At 59.4% G+C, this 22,378-nt stretch carries 20 protein-coding genes and 3 tRNA genes; 3 read left to right on the plus strand and 20 right to left on the minus strand.

All coding sequences use genetic code 11. The features are described from left to right. The first annotated feature begins 152 nt into the window (after positions 1-152). Positions 153-1,001 (plus strand): carboxylating nicotinate-nucleotide diphosphorylase, encoded by an 849-nt coding sequence (gene nadC / locus AO356_RS07380; protein WP_060739212.1) that lies wholly within the window; start codon positions 153-155, stop codon positions 999-1,001. A 38-nt stretch (positions 1,002-1,039) separates the two neighbouring features. On the opposite strand, the gene AO356_RS07385 is transcribed toward nadC, so the two are convergent. Beyond that, positions 1,040-1,345 carry a DUF6388 family protein gene (locus AO356_RS07385; protein WP_060739213.1) on the minus strand — a complete coding sequence of 102 codons (306 nt, stop codon included), beginning with the start codon at positions 1,343-1,345 and terminating at the stop codon, positions 1,040-1,042. A 305-nt stretch (positions 1,346-1,650) separates the two neighbouring features. Between AO356_RS07385 and AO356_RS07390 the strand changes: the two genes are divergently transcribed. Beyond that, the gene (locus AO356_RS07390) at positions 1,651-2,199 is read left to right on the plus strand and encodes a hypothetical protein (RefSeq protein ID WP_060739214.1); all 549 of its coding nucleotides are present in this window, start codon (positions 1,651-1,653) and stop codon (positions 2,197-2,199) included. A gap of 14 nt (positions 2,200-2,213) precedes the next feature. On the opposite strand, the gene AO356_RS07395 is transcribed toward AO356_RS07390, so the two are convergent. The 16 genes from AO356_RS07395 to rlmE all read right to left on the minus strand — a co-directional run bounded on the left by AO356_RS07395 (position 2,214) and on the right by rlmE (position 17,754). Further along, positions 2,214-2,286 (minus strand) — tRNA-Thr (locus tag AO356_RS07395). A 125-nt stretch (positions 2,287-2,411) separates the two neighbouring features. After that, positions 2,412-4,517: a polyribonucleotide nucleotidyltransferase gene (gene pnp / locus AO356_RS07400; protein WP_060739215.1), complete on the minus strand. Its 2,106-nt coding sequence runs from the start codon at positions 4,515-4,517 to the stop codon at positions 2,412-2,414. Between the two features lie 194 nt (positions 4,518-4,711). Then, on the minus strand, positions 4,712-4,981 hold the full coding sequence (gene rpsO / locus AO356_RS07405; RefSeq protein WP_011332409.1) for a 30S ribosomal protein S15: 270 nt from the start codon (positions 4,979-4,981) through the stop codon (positions 4,712-4,714). Between the two features lie 143 nt (positions 4,982-5,124). Further along, positions 5,125-6,042: a tRNA pseudouridine(55) synthase TruB gene (gene truB / locus AO356_RS07410; protein WP_060739216.1), complete on the minus strand. Its 918-nt coding sequence runs from the start codon at positions 6,040-6,042 to the stop codon at positions 5,125-5,127. Positions 6,043-6,045: 3 nt separating this feature from the next. Then, entirely contained in the window at positions 6,046-6,447 is a 402-nt protein-coding gene (gene rbfA, locus AO356_RS07415; RefSeq protein ID WP_060739217.1) for a 30S ribosome-binding factor RbfA, read from the minus strand. A gap of 159 nt (positions 6,448-6,606) precedes the next feature. Next, a complete protein-coding gene (gene infB / locus AO356_RS07420) occupies positions 6,607-9,126 on the minus strand; it encodes a translation initiation factor IF-2 (RefSeq protein ID WP_060739218.1) in 2,520 nt (839 codons plus the stop codon). Positions 9,127-9,153: 27 nt separating this feature from the next. After that, entirely contained in the window at positions 9,154-10,635 is a 1,482-nt protein-coding gene (gene nusA, locus AO356_RS07425) for a transcription termination factor NusA (RefSeq protein WP_003177868.1), read from the minus strand. A gap of 59 nt (positions 10,636-10,694) precedes the next feature. Beyond that, positions 10,695-11,153 carry a ribosome maturation factor RimP gene (rimP, locus tag AO356_RS07430; protein ID WP_053118762.1) on the minus strand — a complete coding sequence of 153 codons (459 nt, stop codon included), beginning with the start codon at positions 11,151-11,153 and terminating at the stop codon, positions 10,695-10,697. Positions 11,154-11,293: 140 nt separating this feature from the next. Then, positions 11,294-11,370, minus strand: a tRNA-Met gene (locus AO356_RS07435). A gap of 97 nt (positions 11,371-11,467) precedes the next feature. After that, positions 11,468-11,553: transfer RNA gene (locus AO356_RS07440), tRNA-Leu, on the minus strand. 21 nt (positions 11,554-11,574) lie between these two features. Further along, positions 11,575-11,958: a preprotein translocase subunit SecG gene (gene secG, locus AO356_RS07445; protein ID WP_003197714.1), complete on the minus strand. Its 384-nt coding sequence runs from the start codon at positions 11,956-11,958 to the stop codon at positions 11,575-11,577. Positions 11,959-11,962: 4 nt separating this feature from the next. After that, a complete protein-coding gene (tpiA, locus tag AO356_RS07450; protein ID WP_060739219.1) occupies positions 11,963-12,718 on the minus strand; it encodes a triose-phosphate isomerase in 756 nt (251 codons plus the stop codon). Positions 12,719-12,784: 66 nt separating this feature from the next. Continuing rightward, positions 12,785-14,122 (minus strand): phosphoglucosamine mutase, encoded by a 1,338-nt coding sequence (gene glmM, locus AO356_RS07455; RefSeq protein ID WP_060739220.1) that lies wholly within the window; start codon positions 14,120-14,122, stop codon positions 12,785-12,787. A gap of 16 nt (positions 14,123-14,138) precedes the next feature. After that, positions 14,139-14,990 carry a dihydropteroate synthase gene (gene folP, locus AO356_RS07460; RefSeq protein ID WP_060739221.1) on the minus strand — a complete coding sequence of 284 codons (852 nt, stop codon included), beginning with the start codon at positions 14,988-14,990 and terminating at the stop codon, positions 14,139-14,141. Between the two features lie 8 nt (positions 14,991-14,998). Further along, the gene (ftsH, locus tag AO356_RS07465) at positions 14,999-16,912 is read right to left on the minus strand and encodes an ATP-dependent zinc metalloprotease FtsH (protein ID WP_053118351.1); all 1,914 of its coding nucleotides are present in this window, start codon (positions 16,910-16,912) and stop codon (positions 14,999-15,001) included. Between the two features lie 191 nt (positions 16,913-17,103). After that, positions 17,104-17,754: a 23S rRNA (uridine(2552)-2'-O)-methyltransferase RlmE gene (gene rlmE, locus AO356_RS07470; protein WP_060739222.1), complete on the minus strand. Its 651-nt coding sequence runs from the start codon at positions 17,752-17,754 to the stop codon at positions 17,104-17,106. 106 nt (positions 17,755-17,860) lie between these two features. Here rlmE and AO356_RS07475 point away from each other — a divergent pair, with 106 nt between their 5' ends. Continuing rightward, entirely contained in the window at positions 17,861-18,169 is a 309-nt protein-coding gene (locus AO356_RS07475) for a YhbY family RNA-binding protein (protein ID WP_003177852.1), read from the plus strand. A 10-nt stretch (positions 18,170-18,179) separates the two neighbouring features. Here the strand turns inward: AO356_RS07475 and AO356_RS07480 are convergent, their stop codons facing one another. Genes AO356_RS07480 through carB form a run of 3 tightly spaced genes read right to left on the minus strand, consistent with a single transcriptional unit; the run spans position 18,180 to position 22,313 of the window. Beyond that, complete coding sequence (locus AO356_RS07480; RefSeq protein WP_060739223.1) at positions 18,180-18,584, minus strand: hypothetical protein; 405 nt, start codon at positions 18,582-18,584, stop codon at positions 18,180-18,182. A 28-nt stretch (positions 18,585-18,612) separates the two neighbouring features. After that, positions 18,613-19,089, minus strand: coding sequence for a transcription elongation factor GreA (greA, locus tag AO356_RS07485; RefSeq protein WP_030139783.1), 477 nt, complete (start codon positions 19,087-19,089; stop codon positions 18,613-18,615). A 2-nt stretch (positions 19,090-19,091) separates the two neighbouring features. After that, positions 19,092-22,313: a carbamoyl-phosphate synthase large subunit gene (gene carB / locus AO356_RS07490; protein ID WP_060739224.1), complete on the minus strand. Its 3,222-nt coding sequence runs from the start codon at positions 22,311-22,313 to the stop codon at positions 19,092-19,094. Positions 22,314-22,378: the final 65 nt, after the last annotated feature.

Below are 22,378 nucleotides of genomic sequence, written 5' to 3' on the forward strand. Positions count from 1 at the left end.
GTAAAACAACCCTGTCGTACCAGCAGACTCTGTGATCCAGCTCGAAATACGGCGCAATAAGTGACCGGGAAAATGAGGAAATGTTGCGAGGACGCGACCAAATGCAGGTTTCGACACCCTATAATCGGGCCACTTTGTTTGTGGAGCCCGTTATGCCGAATCTACGCCTCGCCGATCTGACCGCCGAAATCGAAGCCAACGTGCGCCGTGCGTTGCTTGAAGACATCGGCAGCGGCGACATCACCGCGCAACTGATCCCCGCCGAACGCCTGGCCAAGGCCACCATCATCACCCGCGACGCGGCGATCATCAGCGGCACGGCCTGGGTCGATGCCGTGTTCCGGCAACTGGATCCGCGTGTCGCGGTGCATTGGCAAGTGCACGACGGCGACCGGGTCAGCCCCGATCAGGCGCTGTTCCACCTGGAGGGCCCGGCCCGCTCGCTGCTGACCGGCGAACGCAGCGCCCTGAACTTCCTGCAAATGCTCTCGGGCGTCGCCACGCGGGCCCGTTACCTGGCCGACTTTGTCGCCGGGACCCAGGTCAAGCTGCTGGACACCCGCAAGACCCTGCCCGGCCTGCGCCTGGCCCAGAAGTACGCGGTCACCTGCGGTGGCTGCCATAACCACCGCATCGGCCTGTACGACGCTTTCCTGATCAAGGAAAACCACATCGCCGCCTGCGGCGGGATCGCCCAGGCCATCGCGGCCGCCCACAAGATCGCACCGGGCAAACCGGTGGAAATCGAAGTGGAAAGCCTGGCGGAGTTGAACGAAGCGCTGGCGGCCAACGCCGACATCATCATGCTCGACGAACTGAGCCTGGACGACATGCGTGAGGCTGTGCGCCTCAATGGCGGCAAGGCGAAGCTGGAAGCCAGCGGCGGGATCAACGAAAGCACGTTGCGCCCGATTGCCGAGACCGGGGTGGACTACATCTCGATCGGCGCGATGACCAAGGATGTGAAGGCAGTGGATCTGTCGATGCGCTTGAGCCTCTGACAACGAAAAACGCCAGCCTTGAAAGGCTGGCGTTTTTTTCAGACCACCAGATTGTTCATCTCGCAGTACTCATCCCATTCCACACCCAGCACCTCGGCCGCTTCCTTGTGCAACGCAAGGCGCTGCACCTCGAACTCCTCAGGCGTGCTGGTGTACTTGAGCGTCAACTCCCAGGGTTGCAGCCCCTGGGCTTCAGCCTCGTCCTCGAACGCCCATTGGATCTGGTCCTTTTGATCGTCGGCAGACAAGTCCTTGATCTCTTCCAGCAACTGGGGCGCATCCAGCACGTACTTCTTCAGCGCTTCTTCGTGCCTGGCTTCCTGGGTCAATTCTTTAACAGTCATGGCGTTCTCGTTGATCGGGGGAATGGAAGATGGATCTGGATCATCAAGGATCTCTCTGACGCAAAAAACCGTGTGAAGCCCGGTTTATCTGGCCTTCAGAACCATTCGGGGATCATCTGAAAACTGCTGGGCGATGCACATGCAGGCAACGAATATAGGATGTTTTGCCGACGATTTACACGGTTCTTTACATCTATCCCACAAAAAAACCATGCGCCCGAGAAACCAGGGGAGCTTGGGAACATCTGTCAAAATAACCAGTCATAGCCATGTGCCATGCCGGCATTTCACAAGGAACCCCAGTGATGCGCAGCTTTTCGAAACGCTCGTCGATCCAACTTGTCACCGCGACTTTGCTGCTTGGTAGCCTGACCTTGACTGACGTGACTCAAGCGGCGGTTGAAGTCTCCTCCGATGGGCCGTCTGACAACGATGCCATTCCCGCCCTTCACTATGACCAGTTCGATAAGTACAAGCTCGTCAAGACCGATGTCAGCGCCAGCGTCCTGGAAAGCCTGCCGAAAACCGTGAAAAGTAATGCTGACGAACTGGAAAACCAAAAGCGCACCCTCAGCGAGCAAGCCCGTCAGATCGAAGAACTCAAGCGCAACAGCGGCTCCAGCTCCACCTCCAGCAGCAAGGAGATTGACGAGCTCAAGCGCACCGTCAAGGAACAGGAACGCGACCTGAACGACCTTGGCAAGCAAGTGGAAGAACTCAAGCGCAATAGCGGCTCCAGTTCGAGTTCGAGCAACAGCGAGATTTCGTCCCTGAAACGGGAACTCAGCGATCAGGATCGAGAGATGGACCAGCTCAAACGCACGGTCGAGGAACTGAGCAGGAAGGTGAAATAACGAGGGGGAAATCTTGCCCGAGACAGGAATCGAACCTGCGACCTTCGCGTTACGAGTGCGCTGCTCTACCGACTGAGCTACACGGGCGGTGGCTAAAACTAGCACCGTCTCCCGTGGCCAGGCAACCTGCCTGGCAGGGATTTTCGTCACACAGCAAAACGCCCCGAACCAGTCGGGGCGTTTGCTTGTTCAGCGGTCAGGCGATGGGGCGATTAAACGCCCGATGCCTTGGCTGCTGCGACGTCCTTGATGGACAGCTTGATACGGCCGCGGTTGTCCACGTCCAGTACCAGCACTTCCACTTCCTGGCCTTCTTTCAGGATGTCGGTCACTTTCTCGACGCGAGCATCGCTCAGCATGGAGATGTGAACCAGGCCGTCCTTGCCCGGCAGGATGTTGACGAACGCGCCGAAGTCGACGATGCGTTCAACCTTGCCGACGTAGATCTTGCCGATCTCGGCTTCCGCGGTGATCCCCAGGACGCGCTGGCGTGCTGCTTCTGCCGCTTCCTTGGTTTCGCCGAAGATCTTGATCGAACCGTCGTCTTCGATGTCGATCGAAGCCTTGGTTTCTTCACAGATCGCACGGATGGTCGCGCCGCCTTTACCGATGACATCACGGATTTTGTCGGTGTCGATTTTCATCGCGATCATGGTCGGAGCATTTTCCGACAGCTCGGTACGGGACTGACCGATGATCTGGTTCATCTGGCCGAGGATGTTCAGGCGCGCTTCCAGGGCTTGGCCCAGGGCGATTTCCATGATCTCTTCGGTGATGCCCTTGATCTTGATGTCCATCTGCAGTGCGGTGACGCCCTTGGCGGTACCGGCCACTTTGAAGTCCATGTCGCCCAGGTGGTCTTCGTCACCCAGGATGTCGGTCAGGACGGCGAATTTCTCGCCTTCTTTCACCAGACCCATGGCGATACCGGCAACCGGTGCCTTCATCGGCACACCAGCGTCCATCAGGGCCAGGGAAGCGCCGCAGACCGAAGCCATGGAGCTCGAGCCGTTGGACTCGGTGATTTCCGATACCACACGAATGGTGTACGGGAACACGTCAGCGGCTGGCAGCATGGCCTGGACCGAACGACGGGCCAGACGGCCGTGACCGATTTCGCGGCGACCGGCGCCACCCATGCGACCACACTCGCCCACCGAGAACGGCGGGAAGTTGTAGTGCAGCATGAACGGGTCTTTCTTTTCGCCTTCCAGGGTGTCCAGCAGTTGCGCGTCACGGGCGGTGCCCAGCGTGGCAACGACCAGGGCCTGGGTTTCGCCACGGGTGAACAGTGCCGAACCGTGGGTCTTTGGCAGGACGCCGACTTCGATGTTCAGCGGACGTACGGTGCGGGTGTCGCGACCGTCGATACGCGGCTTGCCGTTAACGATGTTTTCGCGAACGGTGCGGTATTCGATTTCACCGAAAGCCGCTTTCACTTCAGCGGAAGACGGCTGGCCTTCTTCACCGGACAGCTTGGCAACGACCTGGTCTTTCAGCTCGCCCAGGCGTGCATAACGGTCGGCCTTGACGGTGATGGTGTAGGCCTGGGAGATCGCCTCGCCGAACTCGGCACGGATCGCGCCCAGCAGCTCGGTGGCTTCGGCTTGCGGAGCCCAGGTCCAGGTTGGCTTGGCGGCTTCGGCAGCCAGTTCCTTGACGGCGTTGATCACCACCTGGAACTCGTCGTGGGCGAACAGCACGGCGCCCAGCATCTGGTCTTCGGTCAGCTCTTTGGCTTCGGATTCAACCATCAGCACCGCTTCGGAAGTACCGGCCACGACCATGTCCAGGCTCGAAGCCTTCAACTGCTCGTAGGTCGGGTTCAGCAGGTAGCCGGTGCTTTCGTGGAACGCGACGCGGGCAGCGCCGATCGGGCCATCGAAAGGAATGCCGGAGATGGCCAGGGCAGCCGAGGTACCGATCATCGCAGCGATGTCCGGATCGGTTTTCTTGCTGGTGGACACGACGGTGCAGACAACCTGCACTTCGTTCATGAAGCCTTCTGGAAACAGCGGACGGATCGGACGGTCGATCAGTCGGGAAGTCAGGGTTTCTTTCTCGGAAGGACGGCCTTCGCGCTTGAAGAAACCGCCAGGGATCTTACCGGCAGCGTAAGTCTTTTCCTGGTAGTGGACAGACAGAGGGAAAAAGCCCTTGCCTGGATCGGCTTGCTTGGCACCGACAACGGTCACCAATACGCTGACGTCGTCGTCAACGGTGACCAGCACTGCGCCGGAGGCCTGACGGGCGATACGGCCAGTCTCGAGGGTAACGGTCGACTGACCGAACTGGAATTTTTTGATTACCGGGTTCACGGTGTCCTACCTTCTTTGTGGCTCTTGGGGAACTTGTCTTCTTGCGAAATTCTTGGGCAATGACGGGAATCGGCCCGACGCCTGTCCAGGGTAAAACGTGTATCCAGATAAAACTTGAGGCTGGGAGCCTGCCATGCGCCAGCGGGAAACCCACTGACGCACGACAGACCACCAACCTCTAGCGCAATCGCTTATTAGCGACGCAGACCCAGGCGAGCGATCAGAGCGCTGTAACGGCTCACGTCCTTGCCTTTCAGGTAGTCCAGCAGCTTACGACGCTGGTTTACCATGCGGATCAGACCACGACGGGAGTGGTGATCCTTACCGTTGGCCTTGAAGTGACCTTGCAGTTTGTTGATGTTGGCGGTCAGCAGTGCAACTTGCACTTCTGGCGAACCAGTGTCACCAACAGCTTGCTGGTAGTCAGCTACGATTTGAGCTTTTTCTTGAACGTCGAGAGCCATGAGGCAATCCTTTTAGTCAGGAAACTGTTCCGAGGAAACAGCTTCAACAGGCCAGGGACAAATCCCTGTATCTATAAATGAGTAGTGACCGTGCCTGTTAACAGCCACACTCGCCAACCTGCTGTTACGCAGGCTGGTTCCGGTCATTCCGACCGAATCAGTCGACGCGGCGCAATGCGCCCGTCTTCGCTCACTTCACCGATACCGATGAAACGACCGTTGTGATCCTGTACCCGGACCATGCCGAACTTCGGCGCATCCGGGGCGCGTACCGGCTGGCCGTTGAGCCAGTAGAACGCACTGTGTTCCGAGAACTGCAAGAGCGGCCAATCCAGCAACCCGCTGTCCGATGGCATCAGGAAACGGTCGACCGCTTCGTTGCCGCCTTCGGCATGCACCGCTTCGAGCTCTTCCAGCGTGACCGTCTGGGCCAACGTGAAAGGCCCGGCCTGGGTCCGTCGCAATTCTGCCACGTACGCGCCACAGCCGAGCTGCTCGCCGATATCCTCCACCAGGGTCCGGATATAGGTGCCCTTGCTGCAATCCACGGCCAGCCGCGCAGTATTACCGTCAAAGGCCAGCAATTCCAAGCGCGCAATAGTAACAGAACGCGGTTCGCGCTCCACTACTTCGCCTGCACGGGCCAGTTTATACAACGGCTGCCCATCACGCTTCAAAGCGGAGTACATCGGCGGTATCTGGCTGATTTGCCCGCGAAAACCCGGCAAGACCGCTTCGATATCCGCCTGACCAACGGTCACCGGGCGCTCCAGCAAAACCTCACCTTCGGCATCCGCCGTGGTGGTGGTCTTGCCCAGTTGCGCCAGGGTTTCATAACCCTTGTCGGAATCGAGCAGGTACTGGGAGAACTTGGTCGCCTCGCCAAAGCACAGCGGCAGCACGCCGGTGGCCAGCGGATCGAGGCTACCGGTGTGCCCGGCCTTTTCAGCATTGAGCAGCCAGCGAACCTTCTGCAACGCCGCGTTGGAGGTGAACCCCAGCGGCTTGTCGAGCAGGATGATACCGCTGACGTTACGACGGATACGTTTGACCTGAGCCACCGATTACTCCTTGGTGTCTTCGGGGTCAGCCGCAACCGGGTGCTGGCTGTCTTGCGCCACGGCGCGCTCGATCAGTGCCGACAGATGCGCACCCCGTGCGACGCTTTCGTCGTAGTGGAAGTGCAACTGTGGGACGCTGCGCAGCTTCATCTCCCGGGCCAGCTGCATACGCAGGAAGCCGGCGGCCGAGTTGAGCACCTTGATGCTCTGGGCGATTTCTTCGGCGCTGTCCTGCCCCATCACGGTGATGAAGATCTTGGCGTGACCGACGTCACGGCTGACTTCCACTGCGGTGATGGTGACCAGGCCGACGCGCGGGTCTTTGACTTCGCGACGGATCAGCTGGGCCAGCTCGCGCTGCATCTGATCGCCGATTCGTTGGGTACGGCTGTATTCTTTTGCCATGTCTTGTTACCTGTTACTGCCCCACGGTGAAACCCGCGAGGTCTGAAAGCGGCAAACGCCCGGCCTGGCAAAAGCCAGACCGGGCGTTGCGTTTAGAGTCCGCCAGCCAGGCAGTGCATGTTCATGCGGCTGCCCGGTGCGGCTCTTGAAGTGCGCGAGTTAGAGGCTGCGAGCAACCTGGACCTTCTCGAAGACTTCGATCTTGTCGCCGACCTTGACGTCGTTGTAGCTCTTGACGCCAATACCGCATTCCATGCCGGCACGTACTTCGGAAGCGTCATCCTTGAAGCGGCGCAGGGATTCCAGCTCGCCTTCGAAGATCACGATGTCTTCACGCAGTACACGGATCGGACGGTTACGGTGAACGACACCCTCGATCACCATGCAACCGGCGATGGCGCCAAACTTCGGCGAACGGAACACGTCGCGAACTTCGGCCACGCCCAGGATGTTCTCCCGCACGTCGCTGCCCAACATACCGGTCAACGCTTTCTTGACGTCTTCGATGATGTCGTAGATCACGTTGTAGTAACGCATATCCAGGCCTTCCTGCTCGACGATCTTGCGAGCGCCGGCATCGGCACGCACGTTGAAGCCGAACAGTACAGCGTTGGAAGCCAGTGCCAGGTTGGCGTCGGACTCGGTGATACCACCGACACCGCCGCCGACCACACGCACTTGCACTTCGTCGTTACCCAGGCCATTCAAGGCGCCGTTCAACGCTTCGAGCGAACCACGGACGTCGGATTTGAGGACGATGTTGAGCGTCTTCTTCTCTTCCTGGCCCATGTTCTCGAAGATGTTTTCCAGCTTGCCGGCGTGAGCACGAGCCAGTTTGACTTCGCGGAACTTGCCTTGACGGAACAGAGCCACTTCACGGGCTTTCTTCTCGTCAGCCACAACGCTCATCTCGTCGCCAGCATCCGGGGTGCCGTCCAGGCCGAGGATCTCGACCGGGATAGCCGGACCGGCTTCCTTGATGGACTTGCCGTTCTCGTCGAGCATGGCACGCACGCGGCCATAGTTCGAGCCGACCAGCACCATGTCGCCTTGACGCAAGGTACCGTCCTGGACCAGGACGGTCGCAACCGGGCCACGGCCCTTGTCGAGACGGGATTCAACAACCACACCACGGCCAGGAGCCGAAGGTGTAGCGGTGAGTTCCAGAACCTCGGCTTGCAACAGAACGGCTTCGAGCAGTTCGTCAACGCCGGTACCCATCTTCGCCGAGACCGGAACGAATGGAGTGTCGCCACCCCACTCTTCGGAGGTCACGCCGTGGACCGACAGTTCGCTGCGGATGCGATCGAGATCGGCGCCCGGCTTGTCGATCTTGTTCACTGCAACCACCAGCGGCACACCAGCTGCCTGGGCATGCTGAACGGCTTCGATGGTTTGCGGCATGACGCCGTCGTCCGCCGCAACCACCAGGATCACGATGTCGGTCGCCTTGGCACCACGGGCACGCATCGCGGTAAACGCGGCGTGACCCGGGGTGTCGAGGAACGTCACCATGCCGCGGTCGGTTTCAACGTGGTAGGCGCCGATGTGCTGGGTAATACCGCCAGCCTCACCTGCTGCTACCTTCGCACGACGGATATAGTCGAGCAGGGAGGTTTTACCGTGGTCAACGTGGCCCATTACGGTCACGACCGGTGCACGGGAAACCGCCTCACCTTCAAACTTCAGCGACTCGGCCAGGGAATCTTCCAGGGCGGTGTCGCTGACCAGGGTCACTTTGTGGCCCAGCTCTTCAGCAACCAGTTGGGCAGTTTCCTGGTCCAGTACCTGGTTGATGGTGGCTGGCGTACCCAGCTTGAACATGAACTTGATGATTTCAGCAGCCTTGACCGACATCTGCTGGGCCAGATCGCCCACAGTGATGGTCTCGCCGATCTTCACTTCACGCACGACTGGGCCGGTAGGGCTCTGGAAACCGTGGGCGTTGCGTTTCTTCAGCTTGGCCTTGCCGCGACCGCCGCGACGGAAGCCATCGCTTTCCTCGTCGGTGGTACGTGGCGCAACACGAGGTGCTGGTGCCTTTTCCTTGACCGACGCACGGTGAGGCGCGTTCTTGCGCTCGCCATCGCCACTGCCACGACGGTTGTCGTCGGCACGTGGTTTGTCCGGACGACGCTGTTCATCGCGCTTGCGAGTATCGGCTGGAGCCGGCGCCGGTGCCACGACTGGTGCGGCTTCGCGCACAGGTTCGGCGACCGGGGCAACAGCCTCGACGGCTTCTACCGGAGCGGTTTGCGCAGCAGCAGGCTGGCGGCGCGCTTCTTCTTCGGCGCGACGCTTGGCTTCTTCTTCAGCCTTCTGACGAGCAGCATTTTCTACTGCGCGACGTTCTTCCTGTTCGCGTTTGCGCTCGGCTTCGATTTCTTCCGGGCTGCGTTGTACGAAGACTTTCTTCTTGCGTACTTCAACGCTGATGCTTTTGCTACCGGCAACACGCAGGGTGCTGGTGGTTTTACGCTGCAGAGTGATCTTGCGCGGTTCTTCCACTTTAGCCTTGTGACTGCTCTTCAAGTGAGTCAGCAGGGACTGCTTCTCACTGTCGGTCACATGTTCCTCGGCGGCGGTGTGCGGCAGACCTGCCTCACGCATCTGCTGCAACAGGCGCTCTACCGGTGTTTTGACCTCATCGGCCAGTTGTTTCACCGTGACTTGCGTCATGCACTTCTCTCCTCAGGCCGCGCCTAATTACTCGAACCAGTGGGCTCGGGCGGCCATGATCAACTTGCCGGCACGATCATCGTCAATGCCGTCGATGTCGAGCAGATCGTCAATAGACTGCTCGGCCAGGTCTTCGCGGGTAATTACGCCGCGCACCGCCAGTTCCATCGCCAAATCCTTGTCCATGCCCTCAAGCGAGAGCAGGTCTTCGGCCGGATGGGCGTCTGCCAGCTTTTCCTCAGTAGCGATGGCTTTGGTCAACAAACGATCCTTGGCCCGAGCGCGAAGCTCGTTGACGATTTCCTCGTCAAAGCCGTCGATGTTGAGCATTTCCTCCACCGGTACGTAGGCAATCTCTTCCAGGCTGGTAAAGCCTTCATCCACCAGCACCTGCGCCAGCTCTTCATCGACTTCAAGCTCTTCGATGAAGTTGCGCAGGATGTCGCCGGTTTCAGCTTGCTGTTTAGCCTGGATGTCCGATTCGGTCATCACGTTCAGGGTCCAGCCAGTCAATTGGCTGGCCAGACGCACGTTCTGACCACCGCGACCGATGGCCTGAGCCAGATTGTCTGCGCCAACGGCGATGTCCATGGCGTGGGCATCTTCGTCGACGATAATTGCCGCCACTTCAGCAGGCGACATGGCATTGATCACGAACTGAGCCGGGTTGTCGTCCCACAGGACGATGTCCACGCGCTCGCCGCCCAACTCGCCGGATACGGCCTGGACACGCGAACCACGCATGCCGATGCAGGCACCTTGCGGGTCGATGCGCTTGTCCTTGGAGCGGACCGCGATCTTGGCACGCGAACCCGGATCACGGGAGGCGGCCATGACTTCGATCAGGCCTTCAGCAATTTCCGGCACTTCGATGCGGAACAACTCGATCAGCATTTCCGGCGCTGTACGCGACAGGATCAGCTGCGGGCCCCGGTTCTCGGTGCGGATTTCCTTGAGCAGCGCACGCAAACGCACGCCAACCCGGAAAGTTTCGCGAGAGATGATGTCTTCGCGAGCCAGCAACGCTTCGGCGTTGTTGCCCAGGTCGACGATCACGTTGTCGCGGGTCACTTTTTTCACGGTGCCGGAGATGATTTCCCCCAGGCGCTCGCGATAAGCGTCGACCACTTGCGCACGCTCGGCTTCGCGAACTTTCTGCACGATGACCTGCTTGGCAGTCTGTGCAGCGATGCGACCGAACTCAATGGATTCGATTTTTTCTTCGACGACATCACCAACCTTGGCGCCCGGGTGCGTTTCTGCAACCTTGCTTGGCCAGGTTTCGATAGCCGGATCGTCCAGGTCGGCTTCCTCGACGACCGTCCAGCGACGGAAAGTCTCGTAGGCACCCGTGTGGCGATTGATCTCCACACGCAAATCAACTTCGTCTTCGAACCGCTTCTTGGTAGCAGTGGCCAGAGCCAGCTCCAGCGCTTCAAAAATAACGTTAGCCGGTACGCCCTTTTCATTGGATACCGACTCAACAACCAGCAGTACTTCTTTGCTCATCGTACGCCTCGCCTTTCGCAAGCCATTGGATCCGCGGGATCCGCAGTATCTGGCACGTATCAGTCAAAACTGGGAATAATGTTGGCCTTGTCGATCATATCGATCGGCAACAGGAACTCATGGTCATCTACCTGCACCACGACGTCCTGCTCTTCTACACCGCGCAGAAGGCCTTGGAAGTTGCGTCGACCCTCGAAAGGCGAGCGCAGCTTGATCTTCACTTGTTCACCGGCAAACAAAGCGAACTGTTCAAGTGTGAACAGGGGGCGCTCCATGCCAGGCGAGGAAACTTCAAGGGTGTATTCGGAGGTGATTGGATCTTCGACATCCAGTACACCGCTGATCTGACGGCTGACGATGGCGCAATCATCCACCAACACGCCGCCTTCCTTATCGATATAAACGCGCAACAGTGAGTGGCGACCTTGAGCCGAAAACTCAATACCCCAGCATTCATAGCCAAGGGCCACGACCACCGGGGCCAACAAGGCCTGCAACTGTTCTAGCTTGCTCGACACCTGAACCCCCTCGTGCATGTTTGTGCATGCTGTGCAAATAAAAAAAAATGGGCGAATCGCCCATCCCTGAAACGCCGTCGAATAGCGGCGTTATAAAGTGTCCAGCTAACAAAAAGCCCCTTGGAAGGGGCCCCTGAAACTGGTTGCGGGAGCCGGATTTGAACCGACGACCTTCGGGTTATGAGCCCGACGAGCTACCAGACTGCTCCATCCCGCGACAAAGCTGGGGCGGAAGTATACGACCGATCCCTTACAGGGTCAATGTAACCCTTCCACCTACAAGAAAGCCCGCAATCGCGGGCTCTCCTGATAATTGGTACCGAGAAGGGGACTCGAACCCCTACACCCTATGGGCACAACCACCTCAAGGTTGCGTGTCTACCAATTCCACCACCTCGGCAATACAGCGTTTGAAACCTTCTTACTTCTGCTCTTGAGCTGGAGGCACGTCAGTCGCCGGGTTGGCCGACTTTTGCTCTTGAAGCACCGGGACATCATCAGAAGCCGGTTGTTGCTTAGGCGCTTCCAGTACCGCTGGGTTTGGCAAACCTACTTGAGTCAGCTCGTGAGCTTTCTCTTTAGCAAAGTAACCTAACCCTAAGCTGGTCATGAAGAAACCGGCGGCAAGTATAGCAGTAAACTTACTAAGAAAGGTAGAGGAACCTTGGCTTCCGAACACAGTATTTGAAGCACCTGCACCGAAAGACGCACCAGCATCCGCACCTTTACCCTGCTGCAGCAATACGAGAGCAACTACGCCCAGTGCACCCAGCAGATGAAAAACGACTACGACTGTTTCCAGCATTTTTTCAGTTTCCCGCGGCGCGACAGATCGCACCGAACTCATCTGCATTCAGGGACGCTCCACCAATGAGCCCCCCATCGATATCCGGCATGCCGAACAGTTCGGCCGCATTGGCCGCCTTCACGCTGCCGCCGTATAGAAGCCGCACACCTCGTGCCACTTCAGAATTCTCTTCCGCCAACTGCGCGCGGATGGCTGCGTGCACATCCTGCGCCTGTTGCGGCGAAGCCGTCAGCCCGGTACCAATGGCCCAGACCGGCTCGTAGGCAATGACTGCCTTTGCAAAAGCACCAACACCCAGGTCTTCGATGATGCTGCCGAGCTGACGCCCGACAACTTCAAGGGTCTTGCCGGCTTCACGCTGCGCGAGGGTTTCCCCTACGCACAACACCGGAATCAGACCACAGGCCTGGGCCGCAGCAAACTTGCGGATCAAGGTCTTGTCCTGCTCGCCCATGATCTGGCGACGCTCGGAATGTCCAACCAGGACCAGGGAGCAACCTGCATCCACCAACTGACTCGGTGCAATCTCACCGGTCAACGCACCTTGCATGGATTCCACCGCAGAGTTCTGCGCGCCGACCGAAATCGACTTGCCTTTCAAGCCATCAATCACTTGATTGATATACAAGCAAGGCGGGAATACCGCGACATCAACACCGCTTGGCAAGGCCAGATGACGAAGGCCATTGATCAGCTCAGCGACGCTGGCGCGGGTACCGTGCATCTTCCAGTTACCAGCTACCATAGGGCGACGCATGCTGTACCTCGTCGGTCAAAGTGGGCGCAGATGTTACCCAACCGATTCATGACTGGCAAGCCGAATTCAGGCAGAAACTTCAGTAACCAGTTTTGCCAGCTCTTCGGCATAACCGCGAACTTGCGCTTCGTCCTCGCCTTCGACCATGACACGCACCAAAGGCTCTGTACCGGACTTGCGCAACAACACGCGACCACGCCCCGCCATCGCCTCTGTCACACGCTCGCTGGCCTGCTTGACCTTCGCATGTTCGAGAGGGTTCACACCGCCACCAAAACGCACGTTGATCAACACTTGCGGGCATTTACGCAATGCCTGGCGAGACTGTGCAAGCCCTTCGTTGCGCGCCTTGAGCGCCATCAGCACCTGCAGGGCCGCAATGATCGCATCACCGGTGGTGGTATGGTCGAAGCACACGATGTGGCCGGAGTTCTCGCCCCCGATCACCCAGTTGCGCTCCAGCAACTCCGAGATCACGTAGCGGTCGCCCACGTTGGCACGCACGAACGGGATATCCAGGTCCGCCAGGGCCAGTTCAAGCCCGAGGTTGCTCATCAACGTGCCGACCACGCCGCCCTGCAGCTTGCCGCGCCCATGCAGGTCACGAGCGATGATGAACAGCAATTCGTCACCATCGACGACCGTACCGGTGTGATCGACCATCAGCACCCGATCACCGTCGCCATCGAAGGCGATGCCGAGATCGGCCTGCTCGGCCAGCACTGCAGCCTGCAACGCCTCGGTATGGGTGGAACCACAGTTGTGGTTGATGTTCAGGCCATTGGGCTGGGCGGAAAGCACCACCACGTCGGCACCCAACTCGCGAAAGACGCTCGGCGCGACTTTATAGGTGGCGCCGTGAGCACAATCGACAACAATTTTCAGGCCAGAAAAGCTCGTACCGGTCGGCACGCTGCCTTTGCAGAATTCGATGTAGCGACCCGATGCATCGTTGATCCGCGACACCTTGCCGATCTTGCTCGACTCGACCACGGTCATCGGCGTGTCCAGCAGCTCCTCGATCATCAGCTCGATATCATCCGGCAACTTGGTACCCTGGCCGGAGAAGAACTTGATGCCGTTGTCATCATGGGGGTTGTGCGAGGCACTGATCACGATGCCTGCCTGGGCCTGGAACGTACGGGTCAGGTAGGCAATGGCCGGCGTCGGCATCGGGCCCAGCAGCATCACATCGGCACCCGCCGACGTCAGGCCGGCCTCGAGCGCCGATTCGAACATGTAGCCGGAAATTCGCGTGTCCTTGCCGACCAGCACCTTGCAGGCGCCCATCTTGCGGAACGCCATGCCTGCCGCCCAGCCGAGCTTGAGCATGAAATCAGGGGTAATAGGGTATTCGCCGACCCGACCACGAATACCGTCGGTGCCAAAGTATTTCTTGCTCATAAGTGCTCCGTCATTCTTATTCGGCTGAATCCACAGCTGCGATCATCCGCACGACATCCATCGTTTCGGCTACATCGTGCACGCGCAATATGCGTGCACCTTTGGCAAGGGCCAAGGCCGCAAGGGCGAGACCACCATACAGGCGCTCTCCCACCGGCCGCCCCAGGGCATTGCCTATCATGCTCTTTCGCGAAACCCCAACCAACAGGGGCCGCCCCAGGGCGTGCAAGGCTTCCATATGTTTGAACAGGCTCAGGTTGTGCGCCAATGTCTTGGCAAAGCCGAACCCGGGATCAAGGATGATCCGCTCGGCGGGAATGCCCACGGCAGCACATTGGTCCAGACGCGCCACCAGGAACTCACCCACCTCCCTGGTCACATCATCATAGTGCGGGTCGTTCTGCATGGTCCCCGGCTCGCCGAGCATATGCATCAGGCATACTGGCAATCCGGTGGCCGCCGCGGCATCCAGGGCACCATCGCGTTGCAAGGACCGAACATCATTGATCAGGCCCGCCCCCAGTCGCGCAGTCTCGCGCATGACCGCAGGCGTGGACGTATCGACCGAGATAATGACATCGAGTTCGCGATGGATGCGCTCGACAATCGGCGCCACCCGCTCCAGCTCTTCGGTGGGCGAGACCGACCGCGCACCTGGCCGGGTCGATTCCCCCCCCACATCAATCAGCGTTGCGCCAGCGGCCACCATGGCCTCGGCATGCCGCAGCGCGGCATCGAGCTGGCTGAATCGACCACCATCGGAAAAGGAATCAGGCGTGACATTGAGAATACCCATGACATGTGCATGGGCCAAATCAAGAACCCGGTTGCCGCAAGGCAACCGGGTCGAGGACTGAACAGAAGTCATTTCAAGCCTTAGACATCAGCGGCCGGACCGCCAATCGGTGTTTCCGGACGCTCACCCTGTACCGCCGGAGGTGTACCGGAAGTACCGGTACCACCGCCCGACCAGTCACGAGGCTCGCGAGGTTCGCGACCTGCCATGATGTCGTCGATCTGCTCGGCATCGATGGTTTCGTACTTCATCAGGGCATCGGCCATGGCATCGAGCTTGTCACGGTTGTCCGTGAGGATCTGCCGGGCAGTGCCGTAGCACTGGTCGATGATGCTGCGCACCTCGGAATCGATCAGCTTGGCCGTCTCGCCGGAGAAGCTTGCATGCTGGCCACCGCCACCACGACCGAGGAACACTTCCCCTTCTTCTTCGGCATACATCAGCGGCCCCAGCTTCTCGGACAGGCCCCACTTGGTGACCATGTTCCGAGCGATCTGACTGGCACGCATGATGTCGTTGGATGCCCCAGTGGTCACACCGTCGAAGCCCAACGTCATCTCTTCAGCGATACGACCGCCGTACAACGAACAGATCTGACTGATCAATGCACGCTTGGACAGGCTGTAGCGATCCTCTTCCGGCAGGAACATGGTCACGCCCAGGGCACGACCGCGCGGGATGATCGAGACCTTGTAGACCGGATCATGCTCGGGCACGACACGACCAACGATCGCGTGACCCGCCTCGTGATACGCGGTGTTCTGCTTTTCTTTCTCCGACATGACCATGGATTTGCGCTCCGCGCCCATCATGATCTTGTCCTTGGCCAGCTCGAATTCCTTCATTTCCACGACGCGCTTGCCGGTACGAGCGGCGAACAACGACGCTTCGTTGACCAGGTTCGCCAGGTCGGCACCGGAAAAGCCCGGCGTGCCACGCGCGATGACGGCCGGAGCGACGTCGTCACCCATCGGCACCTTGCGCATATGGACCTTGAGGATCTGCTCGCGACCACGAATGTCCGGCAGCCCCACCACGACCTGGCGGTCGAAACGACCTGGACGCAACAGCGCAGGGTCGAGCACGTCAGGACGGTTGGTGGCGGCGATCACGATGATGCCGTCGTTCATTTCGAAACCGTCCATCTCGACCAGCAACTGGTTGAGGGTCTGTTCGCGCTCGTCGTGACCGCCACCCATGCCGGCGCCACGATGGCGACCAACGGCGTCGATTTCGTCGATGAAGATGATGCACGGCGCGTGTTTCTTGGCCTGTTCGAACATGTCGCGGACACGACTGGCGCCCACGCCGACGAACATTTCGACGAAGTCGGAACCGGAAATCGTGAAGAACGGCACCTTGGCTTCACCGGCAATCGCCTTGGCCAGCAAGGTTTTACCGGTACCTGGCGGGCCGACCATCAGCACGCCGCGTGGAATACGACCGCCCAGGCGCTGGAACTTGCCCGGATCGCGCAGGAACTCGACCAGTTCGCCCACTTCTTCCTTGGCTTCGTCGCAACCTGCGACGTCGGCCAGGGTGGTTTTCACCTGGTCCTCGGAAAGTAGCCGGGCCTTGCTCTTGCCAAAGCTCATCGGCCCGCCCTTGCCACCGCCGCCGCCCTGCATCTGGCGCATGAAGAACATGAACACGGCGATGATCACCAGGATCGGGAAGCTGGCCACCAGGAGCTGGGTCCAGATGCTTTGCTGCTCAGGCTGCTTGCCTTCGACCACGACGTGGTTGTCCACCAGGTCGCCAATCAGGCCATTGTCCTGGATTGCCGGACGAATGGTCTTGAAGCTGTCGCCGTCGGTGCGCTTGCCGGTAATCACATAGCCATCAACGGCTACGCGCTCGACCTTGCCATCCTTGACCTGCTGGATGAAGTCGGAATAGTTGAGGGTCTGCGGCTCGTTAGGACTGGAGAAGTTGTTCATCACGGTCACCAGGACAGCGGCGATGATCAACCACAGGATCAGATTCTTTGCCATATCGTTCAATTAACTACCCTCTGAAGCAAGCTCCGCTACTGGCGCGCGCTTCGCATGATATTCACCGGCCTAACTTACTACATTACCTACGACTCTGGCAGGCGCCGTCTGTAACCCTTTGTGAAACTTTGACCGCATAATTTTGGTTACGCGGCTTTTTCAATGCGAGACAAAAAAAACTATCGCCCTGCTCAAAGACGCTCATCACTGGCCGCGCCTTCAACACCGCGAAACCCCCGCGCCAGCAGATACTGCTCGCGAGAACGGTCACGGGACGACAATGGCTTGCGCATCTGCACCTTGTCGAACAGCTTGCGGATGCCCTTGTGGTATTCGTCGAAGCCTTCACCCTGGAAGACCTTGATCAGAAAATCACCGCCTGGACGCAGAACCCGCCCCGCAAGATCCAGGGCCAGCTCGCTGAGGAACATGGCACGAGGCATGTCGACAGCCGCTAATCCACTCATATTGGGGGCCATATCGGAAATCACAAGGTCAACTTGTGTATTTCCGACGGCTTCCAGGATTTTCGCCAGTACGGCGTCTTCCGTGAAATCGCCCTGGATAAAGGTCACATCAGGGATGCTGTCCATTTCCAGGATGTCGGAAGCGATCAAGCGGCCCTGACCACCAATCAGACGACTGGTAACCTGGGACCAGCCGCCCGGCGCCGCACCGAGGTCGATCACGGTCATGCCTGGACGGATCAGGCGATCCTTTTCCTGGATCTCCAGCAATTTATAGCTGGCACGAGAGCGATAGCCGTCTTTTTGCGCCATTTTGACGTACGGATCGTTGAAATGCTCTCTGAGCCAGTTCTGGCTAGTCTTGGAACGGGCCACGGGCCACCTCTAAAAATAAAACGGGTCGTGATTAAGTGGGCGGTCCCGGACTTGCTCGGGTAAACTGGCCGCCGCTTTTTACAAGATCAGACGCAGGGGTCAGATTATGCCGCTCACTCAAGAGCAGAAGAAACAATACAAATCCATTGGCCACCATCTGAAACCGGTTTTGACTGTGGCTGACAACGGTTTGACTGAAGGTGTACTCGCCGAACTGGAACGCGCCCTGGGCGATCACGAGCTGATCAAGATCAAGCTCAACATCCTCGATCGCGAAGCCCGCCTGGCTGCCGTTGCCGAGCTGTGCAAGACCGGCAAGGCAGACCTGGTGCAGGTCATCGGCAAGATGGCGCTGATTTATCGCAAGAACTTCAGCGTCAACAAGCAACTGTCGAACGTTCACCGCTTCAAGTGATGCCAAAGGGTCAAGGGTGTGCTTCGCACACCCTGCCGCTCCACCCCGGAACCGGCTGCAAGACCAGTACCAGACCGGAAAAACCCAGCACCAGGTAACTGAATACCTGCCACTGGCTCGCATCCGGCCAGCCGAAATGCACGGCAAAGAACATCCCGCACGCATACAACGACATGAGCAGCAATTGCCCACGAATGTCGCGCCATAGACTGGCAAGGCCTTCGGCCTGAACCAGCACCAAAGCCTGAAACATCACGCACGCCGCGGAAAAACCCACCAGCAGCGCCGTCAGCATGCCTGCGATTTCATCGATGAGCAGCGGTGCCAGGCCCACTCGACCCAGCACCGGCAGCAAACCGATGTGCAGCAACCAGACGCCGCCCACCCACAACATCTGGGTGAGCTGCCAGATCATGGCACCCGCTCGCAGCGGGCGCCTTCGTTCAGATGTGACGGACTTCGACAATCTCATACTCGATGACACCACCCGGTGTCTTCACCGCCACCACATCGCCCTCTTCCTTGGCAATCAAGGCACGAGCAATGGGTGAACCGACGGAAATCTTGCCGAGCTTGATGTCTGCCTCGTCCTCGCCAACGATCTGGTAAGTCACGCTTTCATCAGTCTCGACGTTGGCGATTTCCACCGTGGTGCCGAAAATCACTTTGCCGGTATGTGGAATCGTCGTGACATCGATGATCACCGCATTCTGCATGCGGCCTTCGATGTCACGGACACGCGCCTCGACCATCCCCTGCTCCTCTCGGGCAGCGTGGTATTCGGCGTTTTCCTTGAGATCGCCCAGCTCACGCGCTTCACCGATAGCCTGGCTCAAGCGCGGGCGCTCGACCTTGGTCAGGAAAGCGTGTTCTTCTTCCAGGGCCTTCGCGCCCTGAACAGTCATCGGGTACTTGGTTATGCTCATGCCTTCAATCCTGCATGTAGATCCTGCAAGCGACGTACGGTCTTCTCGGGACCGAACTTGAGCGCTTCGCAGATCGCTTCGCCTGCCGCAATGGTCGTGGTGCAGTAGATCTTGTGCTGCAGCGCATTGCGACGAATGGAGTAGGAATCGGCGATCGATTGACGACCTTCGGTGGTGTTGATGATCAGCGTGACTTCGTCATTCTTGATCATGTCGACCACGTGCGGACGCCCCTCGGTCACCTTGTTCACGCGGCGCACTTTCAGGCCAGCGGCTTCGATCAGCCTGGCCGTACCGGCAGTGGCGACCACTTCGAAGCCCAAGTTGATCAGATCACGGGCCACGCCTGCAACCAGTGGCTTGTCGTCATCACGCACGCTGATGAACGCCGTGCCGCCAGTCGGCAACACTTCGCTGGCGCCCATCTGGGCCTTGGCGAATGCCTCACCGAAGGTATCGCCCACGCCCATCACTTCACCGGTGGACTTCATTTCCGGGCCGAGGATCGGGTCCACGCCAGGGAACTTGGCGAACGGGAACACCGCCTCTTTCACGCTGTAGAAGTTCGGAATGATTTCTTTGGTGAAGTTCAGCTCTTTCAGGGTCTTGCCGGCCATGACTCGCGCCGCGATCATCGCCAGGGAAACGCCGATGCACTTGGAGACGAACGGCACGGTCCGGGAAGCGCGCGGGTTGACTTCGATGACGTAGATGTCTTCGCCCTGCAGGGCCAATTGCACGTTCATCAGGCCGATGACGCCCAGCTCCAGGGCCATTTTCTTGACCTGCTCGCGCATCTCGTCCTGGATGTGCGCCGGCAACGAGTAAGGCGGCAGCGAACAGGCGGAGTCACCGGAGTGAACACCGGCCTGCTCGATGTGCTGCATGATCGCGCCGATCACCACATCCTTGCCGTCGCTGACCGCATCCACGTCCATTTCGATGGCGCAGTTGAGGAAGTGATCCAGCAGCACCGGGCTGTCGTTGGACACCTGGACCGCTTCGCGCAGGTAGCGCTTGAGTTCGTCTTCCTGATAGACGATTTCCATCGCACGGCCGCCCAGAACATAGGACGGACGCACCACCAGCGGGTAACCGATCTTGGCGGCGGCACGAATCGCTTCGTCTTCGCTGCGCACGGTGGCGTTTGGCGGCTGACGCAGGTTCAGGCGCTCGACCATCTGCTGGAAGCGCTCACGGTCTTCAGCGCGGTCGATCGCATCCGGGCTGGTACCGATGATCGGCACGCCAGCGGCTTCCAGGGCACGGGCCAGTTTCAACGGGGTCTGGCCGCCGTACTGGACGATCACGCCTTTTGGCTTCTCGACGCGGACGATTTCCAGCACGTCTTCCAGGGTCACTGGCTCGAAGTACAGGCGATCGGAGGTGTCGTAGTCGGTGGACACGGTTTCCGGGTTGCAGTTGACCATGATGGTCTCGTAACCGTCGTCGCGCAGGGCCAGTGCCGCGTGTACGCAGCAGTAGTCGAACTCGATGCCCTGGCCGATCCGGTTAGGACCGCCGCCCAGGATCATGATCTTGTCCCGGGTCGATGGCGCGGCTTCGCACTCTTCTTCGTACGTGGAGTACAGGTAGGCGGTATCGGTGGCGAACTCGGCCGCGCAGGTGTCGACGCGCTTGTAGACCGGGAACACTTCCAGCTTGTGGCGGTGGGCGCGCAGGCTCTTCTCGGTCACACCCAGCAGCTTGGCCAGGCGCATGTCGGAGAAACCTTTGCGCTTGAGGCGGAACATCGTGTCGCGATCGATGCTGGACATGCCCAGCGTCTTGACCTTCTCTTCTTCCTTGATCAGATCTTCGATCTGTACCAGGAACCAAGGGTCGATCATGTTCATGCCGAAGATCTGCTCGACGGTCAGGCCGGCGCGGAAGGCATCGGCCACGTACCAGATGCGCTCGGCACCCGGCACGGTCAGCTCGCGCTTGAGCACGCTCATGCTTTCCGGGTCGTTCAGATCCAGCTTCGGATCGAGGCCACAGACGCCCACTTCCAGGCCGCGCAGGGCTTTCTGCAGGGACTCCTGGAAGGTGCGGCCGATGGCCATGACTTCACCGACCGACTTCATCTGGGTGGTCAGGCGGGCATCGGCCTTGGCGAACTTCTCGAAGGCGAAGCGTGGCAGCTTGGTCACGACGTAGTCGATGGACGGTTCGAAGGACGCCGGGGTCTTGCCGCCGGTGATGTCGTTCGACAGCTCGTCCAGGGTGTAGCCCACGGCCAGCTTGGCCGCGACCTTGGCAATCGGGAAACCGGTGGCCTTGGACGCCAGGGCCGACGAACGGGAGACCCGCGGGTTCATCTCGATGACCACCATGCGACCGGTGTTCGGGCAGATGCCGAACTGGACGTTGGAGCCGCCGGTTTCCACGCCGATCTCGCGCAGTACCGCCAGGGAGGCGTTACGCAGGATCTGGTATTCCTTGTCGGTCAGGGTCTGGGCCGGTGCGACGGTGATCGAGTCGCCGGTGTGCACGCCCATCGGGTCGAAGTTCTCGATGGAGCAGACGATGATGCAGTTGTCCTTTTTGTCGCGGACAACTTCCATTTCGTATTCTTTCCAGCCGATCAGGGATTCGTCGATCAGCAGTTCCTTGGTCGGCGACAAGTCGAGACCACGGGCGCAGATTTCTTCGAATTCTTCACGGTTGTAGGCGATGCCACCACCGGTGCCGCCCATGGTGAAGGACGGACGGATGATGCATGGGAAGCCGAGGCGTTCCAGGACGGCGTTGGCCTCTTCCATGCTGTGGGCGATGCCCGAGCGCGGGCAGTCCAGGCCGATGGATTTCATCGCCTTGTCGAAGCGCGAACGGTCTTCGGCCTTGTCGATGGTATCGGCGTTGGCGCCGATCATTTCCACACCGAACTTCTCCAGGACGCCTTCGCGTTCCAGGTCCAGGGCGCAGTTCAGCGCGGTCTGGCCGCCCATGGTCGGCAGCAGCGCGTCCGGGCGCTCCTTCTCGATGATCTTGGCAACGGTCTGCCACTTGATCGGCTCGATGTAGGTGGCGTCGGCCATGGCCGGGTCGGTCATGATGGTGGCCGGGTTGGAGTTCACCAGGATGACGCGGTAGCCCTCTTCGCGCAGGGCCTTACAGGCCTGGGCGCCGGAGTAGTCGAATTCGCAGGCCTGGCCGATCACGATCGGGCCAGCGCCGAGAATCAGGATGCTTTTTATGTCTGTACGTTTTGGCATGGGTTTGTCACTCAAATCCGCAGGTCAGTCGGCTAGGCCGTCGAACAATCTTTGAAGCGCCCGAA

The sequence above is a fragment of the Pseudomonas fluorescens genome, assembly GCF_001307275.1.
GTDB lineage: Bacteria > Pseudomonadota > Gammaproteobacteria > Pseudomonadales > Pseudomonadaceae > Aquipseudomonas > Aquipseudomonas fluorescens_AA.